General features: G+C 64.3%; 24 protein-coding genes. 22 read left to right on the plus strand and 2 right to left on the minus strand.

Annotated features, from left to right (window positions below):
* Positions 1-56: 56 nt before the first annotated feature.
* The gene (mmsA, locus tag Q0687_RS34475) at positions 57-1,634 is read left to right on the plus strand and encodes a multiple monosaccharide ABC transporter ATP-binding protein (RefSeq protein ID WP_298887129.1); all 1,578 of its coding nucleotides are present in this window, start codon (positions 57-59) and stop codon (positions 1,632-1,634) included.
* Complete coding sequence (mmsB, locus tag Q0687_RS34480) at positions 1,631-2,821, plus strand: multiple monosaccharide ABC transporter permease (protein WP_298887132.1); 1,191 nt, start codon at positions 1,631-1,633, stop codon at positions 2,819-2,821. Before mmsA ends, mmsB begins: the two co-directional genes overlap by 4 nt.
* Before the next feature lie 410 nt (positions 2,822-3,231).
* Here the strand turns inward: mmsB and Q0687_RS34485 are convergent, their stop codons facing one another.
* A complete protein-coding gene (locus Q0687_RS34485; RefSeq protein ID WP_298887134.1) occupies positions 3,232-3,387 on the minus strand; it encodes a hypothetical protein in 156 nt (51 codons plus the stop codon).
* A 131-nt stretch (positions 3,388-3,518) separates the two neighbouring features.
* Between Q0687_RS34485 and Q0687_RS34490 the strand changes: the two genes are divergently transcribed.
* From Q0687_RS34490 to Q0687_RS34560, 15 genes are all read left to right on the plus strand, one after another.
* Entirely contained in the window at positions 3,519-4,094 is a 576-nt protein-coding gene (locus Q0687_RS34490; protein ID WP_298887137.1) for a cytochrome c oxidase subunit 3 family protein, read from the plus strand.
* 2 nt (positions 4,095-4,096) lie between these two features.
* Positions 4,097-4,357, plus strand: a complete 261-nt coding sequence (locus tag Q0687_RS34495; protein WP_298887140.1) for a cytochrome C oxidase subunit IV family protein — start codon at positions 4,097-4,099, stop codon at positions 4,355-4,357.
* Positions 4,358-4,468: 111 nt separating this feature from the next.
* Complete coding sequence (locus Q0687_RS34500; RefSeq protein WP_298887143.1) at positions 4,469-4,921, plus strand: cytochrome c; 453 nt, start codon at positions 4,469-4,471, stop codon at positions 4,919-4,921.
* A 42-nt stretch (positions 4,922-4,963) separates the two neighbouring features.
* Complete coding sequence (locus Q0687_RS34505; RefSeq protein WP_298887145.1) at positions 4,964-6,310, plus strand: cbb3-type cytochrome c oxidase subunit I; 1,347 nt, start codon at positions 4,964-4,966, stop codon at positions 6,308-6,310.
* A 61-nt stretch (positions 6,311-6,371) separates the two neighbouring features.
* On the plus strand, positions 6,372-7,184 hold the full coding sequence (locus Q0687_RS34510) for a CbbQ/NirQ/NorQ/GpvN family protein (protein WP_298887147.1): 813 nt from the start codon (positions 6,372-6,374) through the stop codon (positions 7,182-7,184).
* Between the two features lie 10 nt (positions 7,185-7,194).
* Positions 7,195-9,108 carry a VWA domain-containing protein gene (locus tag Q0687_RS34515; protein ID WP_298887149.1) on the plus strand — a complete coding sequence of 638 codons (1,914 nt, stop codon included), beginning with the start codon at positions 7,195-7,197 and terminating at the stop codon, positions 9,106-9,108.
* 78 nt (positions 9,109-9,186) lie between these two features.
* Positions 9,187-9,849, plus strand: coding sequence for an HAD family hydrolase (locus Q0687_RS34520; protein ID WP_298887152.1), 663 nt, complete (start codon positions 9,187-9,189; stop codon positions 9,847-9,849).
* 6 nt (positions 9,850-9,855) lie between these two features.
* Entirely contained in the window at positions 9,856-10,806 is a 951-nt protein-coding gene (locus tag Q0687_RS34525) for a sugar-binding domain-containing protein (protein WP_298887154.1), read from the plus strand.
* 322 nt (positions 10,807-11,128) lie between these two features.
* A complete protein-coding gene (locus Q0687_RS34530) occupies positions 11,129-12,382 on the plus strand; it encodes a sugar ABC transporter substrate-binding protein (RefSeq protein WP_298887454.1) in 1,254 nt (417 codons plus the stop codon).
* 149 nt (positions 12,383-12,531) lie between these two features.
* On the plus strand, positions 12,532-13,404 hold the full coding sequence (locus Q0687_RS34535) for a sugar ABC transporter permease (protein WP_298887156.1): 873 nt from the start codon (positions 12,532-12,534) through the stop codon (positions 13,402-13,404).
* A gap of 4 nt (positions 13,405-13,408) precedes the next feature.
* Positions 13,409-14,239: a carbohydrate ABC transporter permease gene (locus Q0687_RS34540; RefSeq protein ID WP_298887159.1), complete on the plus strand. Its 831-nt coding sequence runs from the start codon at positions 13,409-13,411 to the stop codon at positions 14,237-14,239.
* Between the two features lie 15 nt (positions 14,240-14,254).
* Positions 14,255-15,262: an ABC transporter ATP-binding protein gene (locus tag Q0687_RS34545; protein ID WP_298887161.1), complete on the plus strand. Its 1,008-nt coding sequence runs from the start codon at positions 14,255-14,257 to the stop codon at positions 15,260-15,262.
* 20 nt (positions 15,263-15,282) lie between these two features.
* Positions 15,283-16,056, plus strand: a complete 774-nt coding sequence (locus Q0687_RS34550; protein WP_298887163.1) for an SDR family oxidoreductase — start codon at positions 15,283-15,285, stop codon at positions 16,054-16,056.
* A 39-nt stretch (positions 16,057-16,095) separates the two neighbouring features.
* Positions 16,096-17,742 (plus strand): FGGY-family carbohydrate kinase, encoded by a 1,647-nt coding sequence (locus Q0687_RS34555; RefSeq protein ID WP_298887165.1) that lies wholly within the window; start codon positions 16,096-16,098, stop codon positions 17,740-17,742.
* A gap of 17 nt (positions 17,743-17,759) precedes the next feature.
* Positions 17,760-18,695 (plus strand): carbohydrate kinase, encoded by a 936-nt coding sequence (locus Q0687_RS34560; protein WP_298887167.1) that lies wholly within the window; start codon positions 17,760-17,762, stop codon positions 18,693-18,695.
* Between the two features lie 6 nt (positions 18,696-18,701).
* On the opposite strand, the gene Q0687_RS34565 is transcribed toward Q0687_RS34560, so the two are convergent.
* Entirely contained in the window at positions 18,702-19,589 is an 888-nt protein-coding gene (locus Q0687_RS34565; RefSeq protein ID WP_298887168.1) for a LysR substrate-binding domain-containing protein, read from the minus strand.
* Positions 19,590-19,712: 123 nt separating this feature from the next.
* Here Q0687_RS34565 and Q0687_RS34570 point away from each other — a divergent pair, with 123 nt between their 5' ends.
* From Q0687_RS34570 to Q0687_RS34590, 5 genes are all read left to right on the plus strand, one after another.
* The gene (locus tag Q0687_RS34570) at positions 19,713-21,134 is read left to right on the plus strand and encodes an amidase (protein WP_298887171.1); all 1,422 of its coding nucleotides are present in this window, start codon (positions 19,713-19,715) and stop codon (positions 21,132-21,134) included.
* 84 nt (positions 21,135-21,218) lie between these two features.
* Positions 21,219-22,169 (plus strand): ABC transporter permease, encoded by a 951-nt coding sequence (locus Q0687_RS34575; protein ID WP_298887174.1) that lies wholly within the window; start codon positions 21,219-21,221, stop codon positions 22,167-22,169.
* Complete coding sequence (locus tag Q0687_RS34580) at positions 22,166-23,059, plus strand: ABC transporter permease (RefSeq protein WP_298887177.1); 894 nt, start codon at positions 22,166-22,168, stop codon at positions 23,057-23,059. Before Q0687_RS34575 ends, Q0687_RS34580 begins: the two co-directional genes overlap by 4 nt.
* Before the next feature lie 2 nt (positions 23,060-23,061).
* Positions 23,062-24,069: an ABC transporter ATP-binding protein gene (locus tag Q0687_RS34585; protein WP_298887181.1), complete on the plus strand. Its 1,008-nt coding sequence runs from the start codon at positions 23,062-23,064 to the stop codon at positions 24,067-24,069.
* Complete coding sequence (locus tag Q0687_RS34590) at positions 24,066-25,070, plus strand: oligopeptide/dipeptide ABC transporter ATP-binding protein (protein ID WP_298887185.1); 1,005 nt, start codon at positions 24,066-24,068, stop codon at positions 25,068-25,070. The genes Q0687_RS34585 and Q0687_RS34590 overlap by 4 nt, the downstream gene beginning before the upstream one ends.
* The last annotated feature ends 44 nt before the right edge of the window (positions 25,071-25,114 follow it).

Genomic DNA, 25,114 nt, shown 5'->3' on the forward strand with positions numbered 1-25,114 from the left:
GAGTTTCCCTCTCCCCGTTCGCGGGGAGAGGGACCTAACGAATGGGACGCAACGCGATGACCGCAATGCTTGAGATGCGCAACGTCAGCAAGAGCTTTGCCGGTGTGCAGGCGCTGCGCGACGTCAATTTCTCGGTCGAGGCCGGGCAGATCCACGCCCTCGTCGGCGAGAATGGCGCCGGCAAATCGACCCTGATGAAGGTGCTGAGCGGGGTGTACCCGGCGGGCAGCTACGAAGGCACCATTGTCTTCGAGGGCGAGGAGCGCCGGTTCCGTGACATCAACGATTCCGAGGCGCTCGGCATCATCATCATCCATCAGGAATTGGCGCTGATTCCGCTGATGTCGATCGCGGAGAATATTTTTCTCTCGCATCCACCGTCGAAATTCGGCGTGATCGATCGCGATGAGGTGTACCGGCGCACGCGCGAGCTGCTCGCCCAGGTCGGCCTGAAGGAATCGCCTGACACCCTGATCACCGATCTCGGCGTCGGCAAGCAGCAGCTGGTCGAGATTGCCAAGGCGCTGTCCAAGCGCGTCAGGATGCTGATCCTGGACGAGCCGACCGCGAGCCTGAACGAGGCCGATAGCGCCGCACTGCTCGAACGCCTGATGAAGTTCCGCGAGCAGGGCATTGGCTCAATCCTGATCTCGCACAAGCTCAATGAGGTCGCCCGCGTCGCCGACCACATCACCGTGCTGCGCGACGGACGTACCGTCGACAGTATCGACTGTCGCGCAGAGCCGATTCAGGAAGACCGCATCATCCGGAGCATGGTCAACCGTGATCTCGCCCATCGTTTTCCCGAGCGCAACGCGAAGATCGGCGAGCCCGTGCTCGAGGTCTCGAACTGGTCGGTCTATCACCCCATTCATCCCGACCGGCAGGTGATCAAGAACGTCAATTTCGGCGTCAAGCGCGGTGAGGTCGTCGGCATCGCCGGGCTGATGGGGGCCGGCCGGACCGAGTTCGCCATGAGCCTGTTCGGCCGCTCCTGGGGTACCAATATCAGCGGCCGCATTGCCCTCGAGGGCCATGAGATCGTGCTGCCGAGCGTCGCCGCCGCGATCGACGCCGGCCTTGCCTATGTCACCGAGGACCGCAAGCAGCTTGGCCTGATCCTGGCCGACGACGTCCGCAAGAACATTACATTGGCAAGCCTTGACCAGGTCGCGCCGGGGCGGGTGATCGACGACATCGCCGAGCTGAAGGTCGCCAGCGACTACCGCAACCGGATGCGGATCCGTTGCTCCGACGTCTACCAGGAGACCGGCCAGCTTTCCGGCGGGAATCAGCAGAAAGTCGTATTGTCGAAATGGCTCATGACTGACCCCAAGGTCCTGATCCTGGACGAGCCGACAAGGGGCATCGACGTCGGTGCCAAATACGAGATTTACTGTATTATTAACGAACTGGCGGAGGCCGGCCGCGGCGTCGTGGTAATCTCCTCGGAAATGCCCGAGCTGCTCGGCATCTGCGACCGCATCTGCGTCATGAACGACGGCGCCTTCGTCGGTGAGTTCCCGGGCGCCGAGGCGACACAAGAAAACATCATGCGCGCTATCATGCGCAACGAACGAAGCAACGGAAACGGCGCGGCCAAGGTCGCGGAGATGGGAGGATTGCAGCCATGACCGACAAGACGGTGTCGCTGCCCGAGGAGCGCCGGCACGGCAGCTTCATCAAGAACAATTTGCGGAACTACGGCATGCTGATGTCGCTGGTCGCGATCATGCTGTTCTTCCAGGTCATGACCAGCGGCACGCTGCTGCAGCCGCTCAACCTGACCAACCTCGTGCTGCAGAACAGCTACATCGTCATCATGGCGCTGGGCATGCTGCTGGTGATCGTCACCGGGCACATCGACTTGTCGGTCGGTTCGGTCGCGGGCTTCGTCGGTGCGGTCGCCGCGCTTCTGATGGTGACCTACAAGGTCGACTACACGCTGGCCTTCCTTGTCTGTCTTGTTGTCGGCGCGGCGATCGGTGCGGCGCAGGGCTATTGGGTCGCCTATTTCAAGATCCCGTCCTTCATTGTGACCCTGGCGGGCATGCTGGTGTTCAAGGGCCTTGCGCTTGCCGTGCTGCAGGGCCAGTCGCTCGGGCCGTTCCCGTCGACCTTCCAGAAGCTGTCGTCAGGTTTCATTCCGGAATTACTGCCTGAAGCGGGTACGCTGCATCCGACATCGATGCTGATCGGCGCGTTGCTGGCGCTGGGGTTGGTCTACGCCAGCGCCAAGAGCCGCGCGCGCGAGGTGTCGCATGGCATCGAGGTTGAACCCTACGCATTCTTCCTCGGCAAGAGCGTCGTGCTTGCCTGCGCCGTGTTGTACTTCACCTACCTGATCGCGACCTATCGCGGCCTGCCCAACGTGCTTGTGATCATGAGCGTCCTGATCGCACTCTATGGCTTCGTCACCCGCCGCACCGTGATTGGCCGCCAGATCTATGCCGTCGGCGGCAACGCCAAGGCGGCAGGCCTGTCGGGCATCAAGACCGAGCGGCTGACTTTCTTTACCTTCGTCAATATGGGCGTGCTCGCCGCGCTTGCCGGTCTCGTGTTCGCGGCGCGCCTCAATACTGCGACCCCGAAAGCCGGCCTCGGCTTCGAGCTCGACGTGATCGCCGCTTGCTTCATTGGCGGCGCTTCGGCCTATGGCGGCGTCGGCCGCGTCGGCGGTGCCGTGGTTGGCGCCATGATCATGGGCGTGATGAACAACGGCATGTCCATCCTCGGCATCGGCATCGATTACCAGCAGGTTATCAAGGGCCTGGTGCTGCTCGGAGCCGTCTGCATCGACGTCTATAACCAGCGTCGATAGGAAATAAATCACCCGCGGAGGGCGGCTCGGCCGCCGCCTTCCTGCGGCACGATTTTCTTCAATTGCGATCACGGCATTGGCATCGGCTCACGACCGAGGCCGATGCCTCGCCTTGACCATGATTTGCGCTATAGTTCCAGAGGTGCCGGACAGCGCACGGGCAGGGCAGCACCAGTGGCGGCTCATATCCACGAGATGACCGACGACGAGTATGAGGTGCGACTTCGCATCCTCGTACGCATCGTTTCCGTCTGCACTCTGGGCCTCATGTCCTTTCGCAGCGGGATTGCTGATCGGCGCCTTTGTTCTGTTCTAAGTGGGCAAAAGGCGCGCATCGCTTCGTGCGCAACATCTTTGCATGATCGAGAGAGACGGCGGGCACGGTCTGCTTTGCCTACCCCACGGCAGCGCTACTGCGTCGTGAACAGCACTGTCGCGATGGCAACCGAGAGGCTTACGGCCGAGATCGTGGCCACGGTCGAGAGCACGCCCATCTTCCTCAGCGCGATCGCGAAGATGATGATGATCGGGGTCGCGGTCATCAGCCCTAATTGTGCTTCGCTCATTCTTGCTCGCCACTCCGTGGAACGCTGAAGTATTCGCTACTGCGCTCCGGCGTCTCCCAGTTTGTCCTGCGACAAATTCCGAGCTGGATCGGTAAGCTAAGCCTTGCCGGTGTCCTGATCCGGAACAGCAGATGTCGGCGGCGGAGTGCGAACAACCGGGAAGCGGCTGGGGAATCCTCGAAGATCTCCCCGGCGATCCCATGATCTGGGTGCTGATTTTCAGTGAGCTTGCTGCCTTCGGCCTGTTTCTCGGCGCCTTCGTGGTCGCGCGCGCGATTCATCCGGCAATATTCGCGGCGGGGCAGCCGGCGCTCAACTCGAAACTCGCCGGCCTCAACACGATCGTGCTGGTGACCAGCGGCTGGGCCGCGGCGCGGGCGACGAAATCGGCGCGCACCTGTGACGAGCGGACGACGCGGCGCTGGCTCCTGGTCGCCATCGCGCTCGGCGGCTGCTTCATCGCGATCAAGCTCGCGGAGTATGCCGGAGAGATCGGTCGCGGCATTGGCCTTGAGACCAGCACCTTCTTCACGCTCTACTTCCTCCTGACCGGCTTCCATCTCCTGCATGTCGGCCTCGGCATCGTCATTCTCGCCGTCGTCTGCCGCCGCGCCGAGACGCTAGGTGTCGAGACCGGAGCCGCGTTCTGGCACATGGTCGATCTGGTCTGGATCGTCATGTTCCCAATCCTTTATCTGGTGCGATGACGATGCCAGATCGCATCGACACCGCGTGGATCGTGCTGATCGGCCTCGCGCTCGCGACCCTGCTGTTGCCACCGCTCTTGCCGCGGCCGCTGCTCGCCAATGCGTTGGTCCTGATCCTTGCCGCCATCAAGGGCCGCCGAATCGCGCTCGATTTCCTCGATCTGCGCGCCGCGCCAGCGCTCTGGCGTGGGCTCGTCGGCGCCTGGATCGCCACCCTCGTGCTGTTCGCCTGGCTCGCCTCGGCGATCGTCACATTGATCTGACGCGGTCAACGCAAGCGCTCATTGCGCCCCGACAAAGACCGGTCCGCGCCATCAGGCAAGATACATCATCACTGCTTCCTCACGACAAAATCCACACGGAAAGGACTGGCAATGGCTGAACGCCTGACCAAGTCGGCGGCTCGAAACGTCTTCTACGGCGGCTCGGCCTTCTTCTTCGCAATCTTCATCGGGCTGACCGCGCACAGCCATTACTACATGGTCACCAAATCGACCGATGCACCCACGCTCACCGCCTCGGTCGCGCGCGGCAAGCATGTCTGGGAGCGAAACTCCTGCATCAACTGCCACACGTTGCTGGGCGAAGGCGCCTATTTCGCCCCTGAAGTCGGCAATGTCTGGGATCGCTGGGGCGGCAAGGAGGATCCGGACGGTGCGCGCGAAACGCTGAAGGCCTGGATGCAATCGCAGCCCTCGGGCGCCGAGGGCCGGCGGCAGATGCCGCAATTCAACCTGACCGACCAGGAACTCAACGATCTCGCCGACTTCCTGCAATGGGTCAGCACGATCAAGCGCCAGGACTGGCCGCCGAACAAGGCCGGCTGAGCGGCCCTCCCATTCCTCCGTTCCAGACAGAGAGAACCCGAGATGAAATATCAAACCCAGAAAGTCGCGATGCTGTATTTCTACGGCGCGCTGACCCTGTTTCTGGCCCAGGTCGCTTTCGGCCTGCTCGCCGGAACCATTTACGTCCTGCCCAACACGCTGTCGGTGCTGCTGCCGTTCAACATCGTCAGGATGATCCACACCAATGCGCTGATCGTATGGTCGCTGATCGGTTTCATGGGCGCGACCTATTATCTGCTACCCGAGGAAACCGAGAACGAGCTGTTCAGCCCACTGCTGGCAAAAATCCAGTTCTGGATGTTCTTTGGCGCCGCAGGCGTCGCCGTCGTCGGCTATCTCTTTCATTACCATGAGGGCCGCGAATTCCTCGAGCAGCCCTTCATCATCAAGGTCGGCATCGTCGTGGTCTGCCTGATGTTCCTGTTCAACGTCACCATGACGGCGCTCAGGGGCCGCAAGACCACGGTGACCAACATCCTGCTGTTCGGCCTGTGGGGCGTTGCGATCTTCTTCCTGTTCGCCTTCTACAACCCGGCCAATCTCGCCGTCGACAAGATGTACTGGTGGTACGTCGTCCATCTCTGGGTCGAGGGCGTGTGGGAGCTGATCATGGCCTCCGTGCTCGCCTATCTGATGATCAAGCTCAACGGCATCGATCGTGAGGTCGTGGAGAAGTGGCTCTACGTCATCATCGGCCTTGCGCTGTTCTCAGGCATCCTCGGCACCGGCCATCATTTTTACTGGATCGGCGCGCCTGGCTATTGGCAGTGGATCGGCTCGCTGTTCTCGACGCTCGAAGTCGCGCCATTCTTCACCATGGTGATCTTCACGGTGCAGATGACCTGGAAGGCCGGCCGCAAGCATCCGAACCGCGCTGCGCTGTTGTGGTCGGTCGGCTGCTCCGTCATGGCGTTTCTTGGCGCCGGCGTGTGGGGCTTCCTGCACACTTTGTCATCGGTGAACTACTATACGCACGGTACGCAGGTGACGGCTGCGCATGGGCATCTCGCCTTCTTCGGCGCCTATGTCATGCTGAACCTCTCGGTGATGGCCTACGCAATCCCGCAGATCAAGGGACGTGCGCCCTATAACCAGTGGCTGTCCATGACCAGCTTCTGGATCATGTGCACCGCCATGATGGTGATGACCTTCGCGCTGACCTTTGCCGGCGTGGTCCAGGTCCATCTCCAGCGTGTGCTCGGCCAGAGCTACATGGACGTGCAGGACCAGCTCGCATTCTTCTACTGGATCCGGCTCGGCTCCGGCGCGTTCGTCGCGATCTCCGCGCTGATGTTCGTCTGGGCGGTGCTGGTGCCCGGCCGCGCAAGGACGGCGACCATTCCGGGCGCACTGCAACCCGCCGAATAGGCGAAAATGGCGGCCGCGAAGATCGCGGCCGCCCGTTCAGAACGATTTTCGGAGAAGGACCATGATAGCAGCACTTCACGCCGTGCCGGCCTCCGCGCCCGCGCTACCGGCCTACGTCCCTAGCGGCAACGAATGCGCGCTGTTCGAGCATGCGTGGCGGCACCGTTTGCCGGTCCTGCTGAAAGGGCCGACCGGCTGCGGCAAGACGCGCTTCGTCGCCCATATGGCGGCGAAGCTGGGGCTGCCGCTCCACACCGTCGCCTGCCACGACGATCTCACCGCCGCCGATCTCACCGGCCGCTATCTGCTCAGGGGAGGAGACACGGTGTGGACTGACGGTCCACTGACGCGCGCGGTGCGGGAAGGTGGCCTCTGCTATCTCGACGAGGTCGTGGAGGCGCGCAAGGACGTCACCGTGGTGCTGCATCCGCTCACCGATGATCGCCGTATCCTGCCGCTGGAACGCACCGGCGAGGAGCTCGCTGCTCCCGGCAGTTTCATGCTCGTGGTTTCCTACAATCCCGGCTACCAGACGCTGTTGAAGGCGCTGAAGCCGTCGACGCGGCAACGCTTCGTCGCGATAGAGTTCGGCTTCCTCCCGCCAGAGCAGGAGATCGCTGTGGTGGCAGCCGAGAGCGGGCTCGCCCCGGACTATGTGCGGCCATTGGTCGTGCTGGCCGGTCGTCTGCGCGCCCTCAAGGGCCATGATCTGGAGGAGGGCGTCTCGACCCGCCTCCTCGTCTACTGCGCGACACTGATTGCGGCCGGAGTGTCGATCGCCGAGGCCGTGCTGGCCGGCATGATCGAGCCGCTGACCGATGACGCCGACGTCAAGGCGGCGCTGCTCGACGTCGCGCGCGCCGTGATCTCATGAAGGTGATGTGATGCTCGATTTCCTCGAGCTTGAAGAAACCGTTGGCCGCGCCTGGCATCGCCTGGTTGGCGGCACCGCGAGCTATCCGGTTTATCCCGATCATGCGGTGTCGCTGGCGGAGGTGCGCAGCCGGATCGCGATCATGTTCCGCGCGTTCGGCGGTGAGACGTGCGTTCAGATCGCGAGCGCCAGCGCCCGCCGGGCGGGGCATCGGCTGGGCTGGCGCCAGCGCATCGGGCTCGGCGACGAGCGGCTGGAGCAACCGGGCCGCGATGCCGCGACGATCTTCCTGCCCGACAGCATTGCGATCTTTGCCGACCGCGCGCTGAACGCTGCGCTGTATCGCTGGCTCGCGGCGTGGTTCGCGTTTGTGCCCACTGATGCGATCGTGGAAGTCGATCCGCTGCGGCGCGATCTGTTGATGCTGCGCCGGACCAGCGAGACCGCGGTCCTGGTGCTGACGGAGTGTCCGGGCCTCGCCGAAGATTATGCCCGGCTGGCGGCGGCCACCGCGATGGCGCGGCCGCACCGCCCGTTGTCGCGCATCGAACAGGACATGGAGCAGATCGTGCTCGCTCTGCTTGGCGCCGACGTGCCGCCGGCAGGAAAGCTTTGGCCGGCCATGATGGGCACGGTTCCGCTGCCGGAAAAGGCGCCGCCGGGATATCGCGCCATCCTGCCGTGCCCGTTGTGGGGTGATTGCTGGACGCGCGAACTTGCGCCGGGCAGAACCCACGATGATGAGGCTGTCGGCAGCAACGCAGCGACCCAGCCGGACGAACGCAAGCGTTTTGCCGTCCGCGAACGCGACGATCCTGCTATCAGCCGCGATCCCTTCGTGCTGAACCGCTTCGAAAAGATCCTCGCCATGGCTGAGATGGTCAATGTCGACCGTCCGGCCGACGACAACGAGGACGAGGACGCGCAGAAGGCGGCCGATGATCTCGAGGAGATCAGGCTCGGACGTCGCAGCGGCAAGCCGGCAACCCGGCTGAAATTCGACCTCGACCTGCCGCCGGAAGCCCTCGATGCCTCGCGTTTGAACGCGGACGTGACTTATCCCGAATGGGATTATCGCAGCCGGTCCTATCTGCCGGATCATTGCCGCGTGCTCGCCGGCGCTGCGTCCGAGCTTGGTGAGACCTGGGTGCCGGACGAGAGCATGCGCCGGCACATCCGCCAGGTCCGGCGCCGCTTCGAAGTCTTGCGGCCGCGCCATGAACTGATGCGTGCCCAGGCCGATGGTCACGACCTCGACCTCGATGCGCTGGTCCGGGCTCGGTGCGATCTCCGCGCCGGCAGCGGCGCGCTTGAACGCGTCCACGTGATGATGCGGCCGCAAGGACACGATCTTGCCGTCACACTACTCGTTGACGTCTCGCTCTCGACGGATGCGTGGGTTGACGGTTATCGCGTGCTCGACGTCGAGAAGGACGCGCTGCTCGCGCTCGCCCACGGGCTGTCGGCCTGCGGCGATCATCACAGCATCCAGACTTTCACCTCGCGCCGCCGCGCCTGGGTGCGGCTCGAAACCGTCAAGGCTTTCGGCGAGCCGATGAGCGGGGAGGTGGAGCGACGGATCGGCGCGCTCAAGCCTGGCTACTACACCAGGATCGGTGCCGCGGTCCGCCATGCCTCGGCCGAGCTCGCCCGCCAGCCGCAGCGCAAGAAGCTGCTGCTCGTTCTCACCGACGGCAAGCCGAACGATGTCGATCACTATGAGGGGCGTTTCGCGGTGGAAGACACGCGCAAATCCGTGCAGGAGGCGCGGCGGCTCGGTATCGCCGTGTTCGGCGTGACGGTCGACGCCACCGCCCAATCCTATTTCCCGACGCTGTTCGGCCGCGGCGGCTATGCCATCGTCGGCAACATCCGCCGGCTGCCCGCCGCGCTGCCGGCGATCTACCGGCAGGTGGCCCATTGAACCAGCAGGAACCCGGCAGTATCGCGTTCCCCCCGGTGAACTATTGCCCATAACCTGGGTATATGATCGAATGACCGGATGGACCTGGACCGGCCGAAACCCGATCTGATCATCTTCGATTGCGACGGCGTGCTCGTCGACAGCGAGCTGCTCAGCTGTCGCTGCCTGTCCGAGGTGTTGGCGGAATTCGGCGTTCAGCTCAGTGCGGAGCAGGCGCTCGAGCTCTTCCTCGGACGCAGCACCAAGGCGATCGAGCAGCATTACCGCGATCTCGGGCAGGCTTTACCGGACGACTTTCTTCCGCGTCTGAAGGCCCGCGTGCTCGAGGCGTTTGCCGGGGCACTGCAGCCGATCGCCGGTGTCGGCACCGTGCTGTCCGGATTGAAAGCGCCATGCTGCGTCGCATCGTCGAGCGACCTCGATCGCGTCTCGCTGTCGCTTGATGTCACCGGGCTTGCGCCGCATTTTGGAGATCGGCTCTACACCGCGCAGATGGTCAAGCTTGGCAAGCCGGCGCCGGATCTGTTTCTCCATGCCGCCGGGAGGATGCAGGTCAGCCCATCGCGCACGCTGGTGATCGAGGACAGTGTCAGCGGTGTGCAGGCCGCCAAGGCGGCCGGGATGATGGTCTGGGGATTTGTCGGCGGTAGCCATTATCGCGCGCGCGATGGTCGCGCTATATTGTCCGCCGCAGGGGCCGATCGGGTCTTTGCGCAGATGAGCGATTTCTGGGGGGCGTGAGGCCGCATGGCCGCCGAGAACGAAAAATCCAGGCTCGACGACGCCGCGCGCGCCGGCTGGCTCTATTTCATTGCCGGCCACACCCAGGACGAGATCGCAAAGATGCTCCAGGTGTCGCGCGCCTCGGCGCAGCGGCTGGTGTCGCTGTGTCTCGCCGAGCGGCTGATTACGTTCCGGCTCGAACATCCGATCGCAGCCTGCATGGAGCTGGCGGCGCGGCTGAAGGAGCGCTTTGATCTCGGCCATTGCGAGGTCGTGCCCACCGATTCGGCCGTGCCACAGTCCAACGCCGGCATTGCCGAGCGGTGCGCGAATCTGCTCGATGCGACGCTGCGCTCGGAGACGCCCGTGATCGTCGCGCTCGGCACGGGGCGGGCGGTGCGCGCCGCGGTCGAGCGCGTCACCCCGATCGACCGGCCCAACCACCAGATCGTTTCGCTGGTCGGCAACATCTCCGCCGACGGCTCGGCGAGCTTCTACGACACCGTCGGCCGGCTCGCCGACCGCACCGGCGCACGGCACTATCCGATGCCGCTGCCGTTCCTGATGTCCTCGGAGGACGAGCGCAACAAGATGGTTCGGATCGAGCCGATCGCGAAGGTGAAGGCGGTCGCCGCCAAGGCGGACCTGCGTCTCGTCGGCATCGGCCAGATGGACCAGAGGGCCCAGGTCCATGTCGATGGCTTCGTCACGCGTGACGAATTGTTCGAGATGATGCGGCAGGGCGCGATCGGCGAGATCACCGGCTGGGCCTATGATTCCAAGGGCCGTCTGCTCAAGGCCGGCACCAACAAGCGCCTCACCAGCATTCCGCCGGAGGTGCCGGCGAAGACCACGACCATCGGAGCGGCGGTCGGTGCGGCCAAGGTGTCCGCGATCGCAGCGGCGCTGAACGGGCGCCTGATCAACGGCCTGATCACGGACGAGGCCACCGCAAGGGCGATTCTGGAGCGGTAGGGTTTCCTGACGCCACTGCCTGCGCTGGCGCGGGCGATCAAGTACGCCGCGACCTCTCTTGGGCAAACCAATTCACGACACGGCGTACTGGATGCCCCGCCTTCGCGGGGCATGACCACGTAGGGGGAGGGGCGCCACCTCCCGCACCGCAGCACTCATAAGTTGCTGAAACGCCCGTGCGCCTGCTTGACAACAGCGGCATCGCATCCGAACATACGCTCAACGCGTGGGCATATGCTCAAAACGCGAGTTGAGGGAGGACACCGTGAAACGATTTCTGGGCGCCGCCTGCGGCGCGGCCGTACTGCTTGCCGTCCCCGCGATGGCTGAAACGACCCTGACGATCGCCACCGTCAACAATGGCGACATGATCCGCATGCAAGGGCTGACCGGCGAATTCACCAAGGCCAACCCCGACATCACAGTGAAATGGGTGACGCTGGAAGAGAACGTGCTGCGCCAGCGCGTCACCACCGATATCGCCACCAAGGGCGGCCAGTTCGACGTGCTGACCATCGGTACCTACGAGGTTCCGATCTGGGCCAAGAAGGGCTGGCTGGTGCCCCTCACCAATCTCGGCGCCGATTACGACGTCGCCGACCTCCTGCCGAAGATCAGGGACGCGGTCTCCGTGGACGGCAAGCTCTATGCCGCGCCATTCTACGGCGAGAGTTCGATGGTGATGTACCGCACCGATCTGTTCGACAAGGCCGGCCTGAAGATGCCGGAAAAGCCGACCTGGGATTTCGTCATCGATGCCGCCAAGAAGCTCACCGACAAGAACGGCGGCGTCTACGGCATCTGCCTGCGCGGCAAGGCCGGCTGGGGCGAGAACATGGCGTTCCTCTCGGCGATGGCCAATTCATACGGCGCGCGCTGGTTCGACGAGAAGTGGGAGCCGCAGTTCAATACGCCGGAATGGAAGACCACGCTTACGAACTACGTCAATCTGATGAAGGAGGCCGGCCCTCCCGGTGCGAGCTCGAACGGCTTCAATGAGAACCTTGCGCTGTTCAACGCCGGCAAATGCGCGATGTGGATCGACGCGACGGTGGCGGCGTCCTTCGTCACCAACCCGAAGGACTCGAAGGTTGCGGACAAGGTCGGCTTTGCGCTCGCGCCCAACACTGGCCTTGGCAAGAACGCCAACTGGCTGTGGGCCTGGAGTCTCGCGATTCCCGCAGGCTCAAAGAAGTCCGATGCTGCCGAGAAGTTCATCGCCTGGGCGACGAGCAAGGACTACACCAAGCTCGTGGCCTCGAAAGAGGGCTGGGCCAACGTGCCGCCGGGTACGCGCACCTCGCTCTACCAGAACCCTGACTATCTGAAGGCGGCGCCCTTCGCCAAGATGACGCTGGCCTCGATCGACGCAGCCGACCCGAACAAGCCGACCGTGAAGCCGGTGCCTTATGTCGGCGTGCAATATGCCGCGATTCCCGAATTCCAGGGCATCGGCACGCAAGTCGGGCAGCAGTTCTCGGCCGCGCTTGCGGGATCGATGACGGTCGATGCGGCGCTGGCTGCGGCGCAATCCGCCACCGAGCGCGAGATGAAGCGCGCCGGCTACATCAAGTGAACCCGAGCTCTCCCTGAGCTCAAACTTGCGGCCATCCACTCCTTGCGCGATGGATGGCCGCCTTCTTCCCGAGGTTTCGTTTTGACGCGTTTTCTTTCCGCGAACCGGTCCCCACTTCGCTTGAAAACGCTTTGAAGGAGAGTCCGAGGATGGCAACCCGGCAGACGCAGTTTCTTGCGCGCGCACTCCTGACGCCAGCGGTCGGGCTGCTCTTCATCTGGATGATCGTCCCGCTCGCGCTGACACTCTATTTCTCGACGCTGCATTACAGCCTGCTCGATCCGGGTTCGGAAGCGTTCGTCGGCCTCGAGAATTTCCGCTACTTCCTGACCGATCCCGCCTTTCTCGCCTCGTTGCAGAATACGCTGGTGCTGGTCGGCTCGGTGCTGGCGCTGACGATCGTGCTCGGCATCCCCCTGGCGCTGTTGCTCGACCAGCCCGTGGTCGGCCGCAACTTCGTGCGCCTGATGGTGATCGCACCGTTCTTCGTGATGCCGACGGTGAGCGCGCTGGTCTGGAAGAACCTGCTGATGCACCCGGTATCGGGCCTGTTTGCCTGGCTCGCCAAGCTGGTCGGGATGACGCCAATCGACTGGTTCAACGACGTGCCGCTGTTCTCGGTGATCCTGATCGTGGCCTGGCAATGGCTGCCGTTCGCGACGCTGATCCTACTGACCGCCCTGCAATCGCTCGACGAAGAGCAGAAGGAAGCGGCAGAGATGGATGGTGCCAGCGCCATCTCGGCTTTCATCTACATTACGCTGCCGCATCTGGCTCGCCCGATCACCGTGGTGATCCTGATCGAGACCATTTTCCTGCTGACGGTCTTCGCCGAAATCTTCGTGACCACCGGCGGCGGACCGGGCCTGCAAACCACCAATATCGCCTTCCTGATCTATTCGCAGGCGCTGATCCAGTTCGACGTCGGCAGTGCGTCGGCGGGCGGCCTCGTCGCGGTGGTCATCGCCAATATCGTCGCGTTCTTCCTGGTCCGCATCGTCGGCCGCAACCTGGAAGCCTGAAATCATGGCGCGCAAGTCAACAACGCAGCGGGTGGTGGTCTCGACGATCGGGGCTTGGTTCTTCGGCTTCCTGATCTTCTTCCCGATCCTGTGGATGGTGCTGGCGAGCTTCAAGACCGAGCTCGAGGCTTTTGCGATTCCGCCGTCCTTCCTGTTCTTCCACTGGACCACCGAGAACTACGCGACGGTGCAGGAGCGCAGCGATTATTTCCATCACGCGTTGAACTCGATCATCATCGCCGGCGGCTCGACGCTGATTGCGCTCCTGATCGCGATCCCCGCAGCCTGGTCGATGGCATTCTCGCCGACCAAGCGCACCAAGGACATCCTGCTCTGGATGCTGTCGACCAAGATGATGCCGCCGGTCGGCGTGCTGGTGCCGATCTACCTGATCTACAAGACTTTTGGTCTGCTCGATTCCCGCATCGGCCTCATCTTCATCCTCTGCCTTGGCAATCTGCCGATCGTGATCTGGATGCTATTCACCTATTTCAAGGAGATTCCGCGCGACATCCTGGAAGCCGCGCGCATGGACGGCGCTACGATCGGCCGCGAGCTCGTCTATGTCCTGACGCCGATGGCGATCCCGGGTCTTGCGTCGACCATGCTGCTCAATCTGATCCTGGCCTGGAACGAGGCGTTCTGGACGCTCAATCTCTCGACCTCGAACGCTGCGCCGCTCACCACATTCATCGCATCCTATTCCAGTCCGGAAGGACTGTTCTGGGCAAAGCTGTCGGCGGCCTCGACGCTGGCGATCGCGCCCATTCTCGTCCTCGGTTGGTTCAGCCAGAAGCAGCTCGTGCGCGGGCTCACCTTCGGCGCGGTGAAATAAAGGGGCTGCCGGATCATGGGTCAGATCACACTTCAGGGCGTGCAGAAATCCTTCGGCCCCGTGCACATCATCAAGGGTGCCGATCTCGACATCGCCGACGGCTCTTTCGTTGTCTTCGTCGGCCCCTCCGGCTGCGGCAAGACCACGCTGCTGCGGCTGATTGCGGGCCTCGAAGATGTCACCGGCGGCAGCATTTTGATCGACGGAAAAAACGTCGTCGACACGCCGCCTGCCAAGCGCGGGCTTTCGATGGTGTTCCAGTCATACGCGCTCTATCCGCATATGAGCGTGCGCGGCAATATCGGCTTCGGCCTGAAGATGGCAGGCCTGCCGAAGGACGAGATCAACCGCAAGGTCGAGGCGGCCGCCGCGACGCTGAACCTGACGCCCTATCTCGACCGCAAGCCGCGCGAGCTCTCCGGCGGCCAGCGCCAGCGCGTCGCGATCGGCCGTGCCATCGTCCGAGAGCCCAAGGGGTTCCTGTTCGACGAGCCGCTGTCCAATCTTGATGCCGCGCTGCGCGTGCAGATGCGCATCGAGGTGACGCGGCTCCAGAAGCAGCTCGGCACCACCGCGATCTACGTGACGCACGACCAAGTCGAGGCGATGACCATGGCCGACAAGATCGTCGTGCTCAACGCCGGCAAGATCGAGCAATATGGCTCGCCGCTGGAGCTCTATGAGCGGCCCGCTAATCTCTTCGTCGCCGGCTTCATCGGCTCGCCCAAGATGAATTTCGTCGCCGGCGACATCGCCGCGCAGCAGGGCGCAGCCACCATCGGCGTGCGTCCGGAGCATCTCAAGATCGAGCGCGAGGGTGGTGGCGGCTGGCAGGGCACGATCGCGGTGGCCGAGCACCTCGGCAGCGATACCTTTCTTTATGTCGATGCGGGGCCGCTGGGGATGTTGACCGCGCGCTACATCGGCGAATTGAGCCTGCACGCCGGCGACCGGGTGTCGCTGGTCCCGGACCCCGCCCGCATCCACCGCTTCGACGCGAGCGGCAACGCGATCAGGAACTAACAAGAAACGGGAAGACGACCATGTACCTGGAGAAATTCAAGCTGAGCGGCAAGACCGCGTTCATCACCGGCGGCGGGCAGGGCATCGGACTCGCCTGCGCGGAAGCGCTGGCCGAGGCCGGCGCCAAGGTGATCATCGGCGACCGCGACAACAAGGTCGCCGGAGACGCCAAGGCCAGCCTGAAGGCGAAGGGTTATGATATCGAGACCGCGATCATGGACGTCACCGATACCAAGCGGGTGGCGGAGGTGGCGAACGATCTCGTCGCCCGGCACGGCAAGGTCGACATCCTCGTTAACAATGCCGGCATTGCGCGTAGCGAAACGCCGGCTGAGACGGTGACCGACGAGCACTGGCTCAACGTCATTGACGTCAACCTCAACGGCACTTTCTGGTGCTGCCGTGAGTTCGGCAAGCACATGCTCAAGGCCAAGAGCGGCGCGATCGTCAATGTCGGCTCGATGTCCGGCTTCATAGTCAACAAGCCGCAGGAGCAGTGCTTCTACAATGCCTCCAAGGCCGGTGTGCACCATCTGACCAAGTCGCTGGCCGCCGAATGGGGCGCGCGCGGCATCCGCGTCAACGCGGTGGCGCCGACCTACATTGACACGCCGCTCAACGCTTTCGTGAAAAGCACCCCGAAGATGTACGACGCCTGGATCGGTGGAACTCCGATGGCGCGGATGGGACAGGTCGAGGAAATCGCCTCGGTTGTCCTGTTTCTGGCATCCGAGGCCGCGAGCCTGATGACTGGCAGCATCGTGCTGGTGGATGGCGGCTACACTTGCTGGTAGGCTTGCCGTCAAAACTGACGGAAGCGACCGGGAGTGACAATGCCGCGAGCGTATATCGGCGTCGATGTAGGGACCACTAGCACGCGGGCAGGGGTATTTGACGAGGCAGGAACGCTCCTTGCGACCGCCAAGCATCCGATTCGGATCTGGCATGATGCCGGCGACATCGTCGAGCAGTCCTCTCAGGACATCTGGGAGGCCTGTGTCAAATCTGTGCGGGCGGCGATGGCGGAGGCGGCGATCGCGCCCGACAGTGTCGGCGGCATCGGTTTCGACGCGACCTGTTCCCTGGTGGTGCTTGATCGCGCGGGGGAGCCGGTCACGGTCAGCGCCTCCGGCGACAGGCAGCGCAACGTCATCGTCTGGATGGACCATCGCGCCATCGCCGAGGCCCGGCTGATCAATGAGACGGCCGACGATGTGCTGCGCTATGTGGGCGGTTCGATCTCGCCCGAGATGGAGATGCCGAAGCTGTTGTGGCTCAAGCGTCATCTGCGCGCGAGCTTTGATGCCGCCGGGCATTTCTTCGATCTGGCAGACTATCTGACCTGGCGCGCGACCGGATCGCTCCAACGCTCGACCTGCACCGTCACCTGCAAATGGAACTATCTCGCCCATGACGGCGGCGGCTGGAGCGCGCCGTTCTTCAAGCGCATCGGCCTCTCCGATTTCGTCAGCGAGAAATACGCCCGCATCGGCACCGAGATCGTCGCCCCCGGCACGCCGGTCGGCGACGGCCTCACCGGCGCGGCTGCCGCCGATCTGGGCCTGGCAGCGGGCATTCCGGTCGGCGCTTCCCTGATCGATGCCCATGCCGGCGGGATCGGTGCGATTGGGGGCCGCGATGGACCGGGCGGAATGACTGACGTCACCGATCGCTTGGCCTACATCATGGGAACGTCGGCCTGCATCATGGCGACGACGAAGGATCCGTGCTTCGTGCCGGGCGTCTGGGGTCCCTATTATTCCGGCATGGTGCCCAACTTTTGGCTCAACGAGGGCGGCCAATCGGCCGCGGGCGCGGCCATCGACCATCTGCTCAAATCGCATCCGGGCCAGGCCGAGGCGAGCGCGGCGGCGCGTAGCGAGGGCATCGACCTCATCGAATTCCTCGAGCGCCGCATCATCTCGCGCGCCGGCGATGCCAGCCGCGCGGCACTGCTCGCCCGCGACGTCCATGTGCTCCCCGAATTTATCGGCAACCGCTCGCCTTACGCCGATCCCGACACGCGCGCGGTGATCGCCGGTCTCGGTCTCGACACCGATATCGGTTCAATGGAGCGATTGTTCGTTGCAGGCCTGTGCGGGCTCGCTTATGGACTCGCCGAGGTGATCGAAGCCTTTGCCGCGCATGGCGTTCATGCCGGCATCATGATCATGGGCGGCGGCGCCAGTCGCAGCCCGTTGGTGCGCCAGATCATGGCTGATACCACCGGCCTCACCGTCGCGTTGCCGCAAACCCGGGAGCCTGTGCTCCTGGGGGCCGCGATGCTTGGCGCAGTCGCCGGCGGCGCTTATGCCTCGATCGGCGAGACCATGGCCAAGATGTCGGCGCTCGGGCGCAAGAGCGAACCGACCGCGCCCGACATGGCCGCATTTCACACCAGGAAGCGTGAGGTGTACAAGCTGCTGCGCGAGGTCGATCGTGGCAGCAGGGCGGCGATGCGCGACGTCGCCAAAGGTTGATAGACAGGTTGAGAGACATGCTGATTTCCTGCGGCGATGCGCTGATCGATTTCGTGCCGACGAAGAACGCCGACGGCCGCGAAGCCGTGATGCCGGCGGTCGGCGGCTCCTGTCTCAACGTCGCGATCGGCATCGCGCGGCTTGGCGCCCCGACCGGTTTTGTCGGCGGCATCTCGAACGACCTGTTCGGGAGCATGATCGCCGAGCACGCGGCTGCGTCGAATGTCGAGCTTGGTTTCGCCACGCGCAGCGACCACCAGACGACACTTGCCTTCGTCCGCATCGTCGCCGGCGAATCGCATTATGCTTTCTATGACGCGGAGACGGCGACCCGGAACTGGACGTTTCGGCGTGGGACCATTCCGTTCGATACGGTCGAAGCCGTTCATGTCGGCTCGACCACGCTGGTCAACGATCAGGGCGCCGCCGAGACCAAGGCTTTGATCGCAGACGCGAGGGCGATGTCGACGGTCTCCTTCGATCCGAACTGCCGCCCCAATCTGGTCAAGGACAAGCTGGCCTATCTCGCTCGCATGGCCGAATTCGCGACCCAAGCCGATCTCATCAAAATGTCGGATGTCGACTTCGCATATCTCTTCGGCGAGGAGCCGTATCAGCAGCGTGCGGGCGCGATGTTGGGGCAGGGGCCGAGCCTTGTCGTCATCACCCGCGGCAACAACGGCGCCATCGCCTGGCATGCGAAGGCGGGCCAGATCGAGGTCGAGGCGCCGAAGGTCGTGGTCGCAGATACCATCGGCGCCGGCGACAGCTTTCAGGCCGCATTGCTGTTCGCCCTGCAAAAGCAGGGCCGTCTCGCCAGGCCGCAACTCAAGGACATCAGCGCCGACGAGCTTCGTCGCGCGTTGTCCTTTGCCGCCAACTGCGCCGGCCTGACCTGCACCCGGCCGGGCGCAGATCCGCCCTGGAGCCACGAGATCAGCTGGAGCTGGTAATCCGCGTCACAGCCGCGCGACGATCTTTTCGGCGCATTTCAGAAATTTAGGAATGAGCGGGCTCTGCGAATCCCGCCGCCAGCACACCGCAATGTCGATGGAATCGGTGACATCCTGCAGCGGCCGGAACACAATGCCGCGCGGCGCGCCGAGCTTGGCGCAGGCGGGCAGGATCGCAAGACCCTCACCGGCAAGGACGAGGCTCATCGCCGAATGCGCCGTCTCCACCCGGCTCGCGATCGGCATCACGATCTGATGCCGTCGCAGCAAGGCTGCGACCGCGGAGGAGGCGGGATCGCGCTCCGGCGGGGGCAGCGCAATCAGCGGGCGGCCCTGCAAGCGGGCCATCGGTACGACACCGAGACGTGCGAGCGGCGAGCGGTTCGGCAGTGCCAGCATGAAGCGCTGCGTACCGATCCGCGCCACCTGGATTTCAGGGTGGTGGATCGCTGGCATGCACAGCGCCACCGTGACGCTGCGGTCGAGCAGCCGCGCCTCGCGCGTCGATGCGCTGAGGTCGACGAAGTCAAGATCGACGCCGGGAATGGATCGCCGCAGCTCCGGGATCAGTCGCGGCAGCACCGCGTTTGCGAGTACAAACATGTAGCCGACCGAGAGTCGCCCGCGCCTGCCGGCTGCGACCGCGCGTGCGGCCTCGATGCCGTCGGCCGAAAGCGCCAGCGCCTCGCCGGCGCGCGCCAGCAGCGCCTGGCCCGCCTCCGTCAGGTCCATGCCGCGCGTGCCGCGGTGGAACAGCGGCGCGCCGACCTCGGCCTCGAGCTTGCGGATTTGGACCGACAGCGGCGGCTGCGCCATCCGCAGCTGCTCGGCAGCCTTGCCGACGCTGCGTGCCTCGGCCACGGCGACGAAATAGCGGAGCCGGCGAAGATCCATTGGCATACCGAAAACGTATGGGTTGATCGCTAAAATCGTATTGGACGGGCAGTTAACAAAACTGTCATTCTCAATGTCAATGCAGGAGGCCAACGGCGGCCTGCTTCGGAGCATGATCATACGATGAACGGCGATCCCTGCCTGCTGTCCGCAACCGAATTGCGTCGCCTGATTGCGGACAAGCAGATCTCCCCCGTTGAAGTCACGCGCGCAGTGCTCGCGCGCGCCGAGGCGCTCCAGCCCAGGCTGAACTGTTTCATCACGATCTGCGGCGACGAGGCGATGGCAGCGGCCCGCGAGGCCGAGCGCAAGGTGATGGCCGGCGAGCCGCTTGGCCTGCTGCATGGGCTCCCCGTCACGGTCAAGGACATCGTCAATACCAGGGGCGTCAGGACCACGTTTGGTGCCGTTCCCTACAAGGATAACGTCCCCACCGAGGACGCCGTCGCGGTCGCGAGACTGCGCAACGAAGGCGCGATCCTGATCGGCAAGACAACGACGCCGGAATTCGGCAGCAAGTGCCTGACCGACTCGCCGCTATTCGGCCGCACGCGCAACGCCTGGAGCGCCGAGCGCTCCTCCGGCGGGTCCAGCGGCGGTGCGGCGGTCGCCGTTGCGAGCGGCATCGCGCCGCTGGCGATCGCAACCGACGGGGGTGGTTCGACGCGGATTCCGGCCGCCTGCAACGGTGTGGTCGGCTTGAAGCAAAGCAACGGCGTGATCGCGCACAGCCAGGCGCTCGACGCCTTCGGCAACCAGACCTATGTCACGCCGACCACGCGTACCGTCGCCGACACCGCCCTGATGATGCAGGCAATGGCCGGCGAGGACGCCTGCGATCCCTGGTCGATCGGCATGCCCGTGCCGGATTTCATTGGCACCGCCGCCCCCCGCGGCGATTTGCGCGGACAGAAAGTGCTGTTTTGCGCGTCGCCGCCGGGGCGGCCTGTCTCCGCCGATGTCACTACAGCTTTCACGACGAGTCTCGATCGGCTCGCCGATCTCGGTGCCGAGCTCGAAGAATTCTCCGGCGAGGGCTACGACGTCGAGCCGATCTGGCGCGCCATCAATCACACCGTCTGGCGCTCGCGGTTTTCGAAGCTCGTAGCCGAGCGGCGCGATGTTCTGAGCGAGGCCTTCGTCAAGCAGATTGCGCTCGCCACCAATGTCAGCGGCGTTGACTATCAGGAGGCGATGTTCGCGCGGACGGCGTTGTTCCGTCGCGTGCAATCCCTGCTTGCGCGCGGGCACCTCTTGGCGATGCCGACCATCACCCGCACCGCGCTGCCGATCGATCAGGATCTGTTCGGCAAGATCGAGATCGATGGGGTGCAGTTTGATAGCGTCCGCCCGCACTGGTTCCCCTGGACCATGCCGTTCAACATGACCGGCCATCCCGCGATCAGTCTGCCCTGCGGCTTTGGCCGCGACGGGCTGCCGATCGGGCTCCAGCTTGTCGGCCGCTTCCGGCATGATGCGGAATTGCTGCGGGTCAGCGCGCTGTTCGAAGCTTCTCACGACTTTCTCGCCCGCCGGCCGGAATGACAACATGCACGCGCCGCAAAGGGCTTGCGTCCGGCGTCCGGACATGTTGATCGTGCCGCTGATGAGCCCTGAGCCCGACCGCGCATGAGCGTATTTGTCCTCCGACGTGTCCTGACACTGCTCGCGACGCTGGTCGGCGCATCCGTGATCATTTTCCTGGTGCTGGATGCGCTTCCGGGCAACGCTGCGCAGATGCTGATGGGCGCAGATGCCTCGGCCGACGCGGTCCGCGCGCTCACCGTCAAGCTCGGGCTCGATCAGCCGCTGGCGGTTCGCTACCTGCAATGGATCAAGGGGCTCGTCGTCGGCGATCTCGGCAATTCCTATGTCTATGGCACGCCGGTCGCCAGCCTGATCGCAGAGCGGTTGGTGCTGACCGTTCCGCTCGCGATCATGTCGATGCTGATCACCGTGGTGCTGGCGCTCTCGGCCGGGATCTACACCGCGGCCAACCACAACAAGCTTGGCGACGTCGGCGTGATGTCGCTGACGCAAGTGGGTATAGCGCTCCCAAACTTCTGGTTCGCCATCCTTTTGGTGCTGCTGTTCGCGGTGCGGCTGCAATGGCTTTCCGCAGGCGGATTTGCCGGTTGGGATGACGGCATCTGGCTAGGCGTCAAATCGCTGCTGTTGCCGTCGATCTCGCTGGCCGTGGTGCAGGCCGCGATCCTCGCCCGCGTCACCCGCTCGGCGGTGCTCGAAGTGCTGCGCGAGGACTTCGTCCGCACGGCGCGTGCAAAGGGGCTCGGCAAGCGCGAGGTGCTGTGGAGCCATGTGCTGCGCAACGCCATGATCCCCGTGATGACGGTGATGGGCCTGCAATTCGCCAATCTGCTCGCCGGCACGATCGTGATCGAGAACGTGTTCTACTTGCCAGGCCTCGGACGGCTGATCTTCCAGTCGATCGCCAACCGCGACCTGATCGTGGTGCGCAATTGCGTGATGCTGCTCGCGACTATGGTCGTCATCGTCAATTTCGTGGTCGACGTGCTCTATGCCTTCATCGATCCCCGCATCAAGGTGCACGACCTGTGAGCGCGCAGCTTTCCACCCCGGTTGACGCGCCGGTCGCAATGCGCCCCTTGCCGCCCAGGACCTTCTGGGGCCGCGCGCTGCGCCATCGCAGCTTTGTGCTGGGCGGTGCGCTCAGCCTGCTGGTGGTCGCCTCGGCCTTGCTCTCGCTGGTGTGGACTCCGTGGTCGCCTTACGAGATCGATATCGCCTCGAAGCTTCGGCCGCCGTCGGCGGCGCATTGGCTCGGCACCGATTCCTTCGGTCGCGACATCGTCTCGCTGCTTCTCGCGGGCGCCCGCTCGACCATCCTGGTCGGCATCATCGCGGTCAGCATCGGTCTTTCCTTCGGCGTCTGCCTCGGCCTGATCGCGTCGGCCAAGCGCGGCTGGACCGAAGAGATCATCATGCGCTTCTCCGATTTCACCTTCGCCTTCCCGGCGGTGCTCTCGGCGATCATGCTTGCCGCGGTCGCGGGGCCTGGCATGGTGACCTCGATCATTGCGATCGGCATCTTCCAGATCCCGACCCTGACCCGGCTGACGCGGGGCTCCGCGAATGCGATCTGGGCCCGCGAATTCGTGCTGGCGGCGCGCGCCTCGGGCAAGGGCGCCTTCCGCATCACCATCGAGCACGTGCTGCCGAACATTCTCTCAATCCTGATCGTGCAGGCGACCATCCAGTTTGCGCTGGCAATCCTCGCTGAAGCGGCGCTGTCCTATCTCGGCCTCGGCACGCAGCCGCCACAGCCGTCGTGGGGTCGCATGCTGAACGATGCGCAGACCATGCTGTTCCAGTCGCCGATGCTCGCGGTCTATCCGGGCGCGGCGATCGCTATCGCGGTGCTCGGACTCAATCTGCTCGGCGATGGCTTGCGCGATCTGCTCGATCCCCGACTGGCGCGGGAGCGGTAACGATGGCTGATCCCGCACCCCTGATCGAGGTCGACAATCTCGGCGTCCGCCTCAGTACCAGCCGCGGCCCGGCACAGGCCGTGCGCGGCGTCAGTTTTTCGTTGAAACGCGGCGAGACGCTCGGGCTTGTCGGTGAATCCGGCTGCGGCAAGTCGGTCACAGCGCTGTCGCTGATGGGATTGCTGCCTGACAGCGCCGTCCTGACCGGCAGTATCAAGCTTGACGGCGAGGAACTTGCGCGGTTGGCTGATGCCGATTACTGCAAGCTGCGCGGCAACCGCATCAGCATGATCTTCCAGGAGCCGATGACGGCGCTCAACCCGATGCACACCATCGGCCATCAGGTCGCAGAACCTTTGCGGCGTCACAAGAAATATTCCGCCGCGCAGGCGCGGAAAGAAGCGATCGCGTTGCTCGACCGCGTCGGGCTGCCCGATCCGGCAAAACGCATCGATGCCTATCCGCACCAGTTCTCCGGCGGCCAGCGTCAGCGCGTCACCATCGCCATGGCACTCGCCTGCGAGCCCGATCTGTTGATCGCGGACGAGCCGACCACGGCGCTCGACGTCACCATCCAGGGTCAGATCCTCGACCTCATCGCCGATCTCATCGAAGAACGGGGCATGTCGATGATCCTGATCTCGCATGATCTCGGCGTCATCGCCGAGAACGTGCAGCGCATGATGGTGATGTATGGCGGCACGGTCGTCGAGAGCGGGCCGACCGACGAGGTGTTCCGCCGGATGGGACATCCCTATACGCAGGGCCTGTTCCGCGCCCGCCCAAAGCTCGGTGCGCGCAAGGGGACGCGGCTGACGACGATCTCGGGCACGGTGCCGGAGCTCGCCGATCTGCCGGCGGGCTGCGCCTTTGCTGATCGCTGCCCGCTGGTCGTGGACAAATGCCGCGTAGCGCTGCCGCCGATGGTCGAGGTCGGCTCCACGCATGTCGTGCGCTGCATCCGGACTGATGTCTCCATGGCCGCGAATGTCGGAGCGCTGTCCGAATGACCGCCGCACCGCTCCTCGACGTCAAGAATCTCGAGCAGTGCTACACGCTGCCACGCGAAAGCCTGTTCCGTCCGCCCGGACAGGTCCGCGCGCTCAACGGCGTCAGCGTGCAGGTCCAGTCCGGCAAGAGCCTCGGCATCGTCGGCGAATCCGGCTCGGGCAAGTCGACCTTCGCACGGGTGGTGATGGCCCTCGAGCGACCGACGGGAGGACAGGTCGCGCTGCTCGGCCGCGATCTCAATGGCATTTCTCCCGATGAGCTGCGCCGTGCCCGGCGCGATTTCCAGATGGTGTTCCAGGATCCCTACGGATCGCTCGACCCGCGCCAGACCATTGCGCGCATCGTCGCCGAGCCGCTCACCGTGCTCGATGACGCCGACCGCACCACGTTCCGTGTCCGCGTTGCTGCGGTGCTGAAGCAGGTCGGCTTGCGCGATGCGGACATGGACAAATATCCGCACGAATTCTCCGGCGGCCAGCGCCAGCGCATCGCGATCGCGCGCGCGCTGATCACCCAACCAAAGCTGATTGTCGCGGACGAGCCGGTCTCCGCGCTCGACGTGTCCGTTCAGGCACAGGTCCTCAACCTGATGCAGGATCTCCAGGAGCAGTTCGGCCTCAGCTACATCCTGATCAGCCACGACCTCGCCGTGGTCGATTATCTCTGCGACGAGGTCGCGGTGATGTATCTCGGCCGGGTCGTCGAGCAGGGGCGGCCGGAGGATCTGTTCGAGCATTGCGCCCATCCCTATACGCGGGCGCTGCTCGACGCCGTGCCGCGGGCGCAGGCCGGGGGTGGCCGGCGCCGGCGCGGGGCCCAGGCGATCGCTTCGCAATCGGCGGCCGCGACCGGGTGCCCCTATGTGGCGCGCTGCCCCCTTGCTGACCAGCATTGCCGCGAGGTTCCGCCCTTGCTACGCAGGGTGGGCGAGGGACATCTCGCCGCCTGCCACAAGGCGGAGGCCGTGATGGCATTGCCGCAGGCGGCCATGGAAGGTTAATGTCGGCTACAAGATTGGCGTCACCGCAAGAGCACAAGAGAAGG

This window comes from uncultured Bradyrhizobium sp., assembly GCF_936928535.1.
In the GTDB taxonomy this organism is placed as follows: domain Bacteria; phylum Pseudomonadota; class Alphaproteobacteria; order Rhizobiales; family Xanthobacteraceae; genus Bradyrhizobium.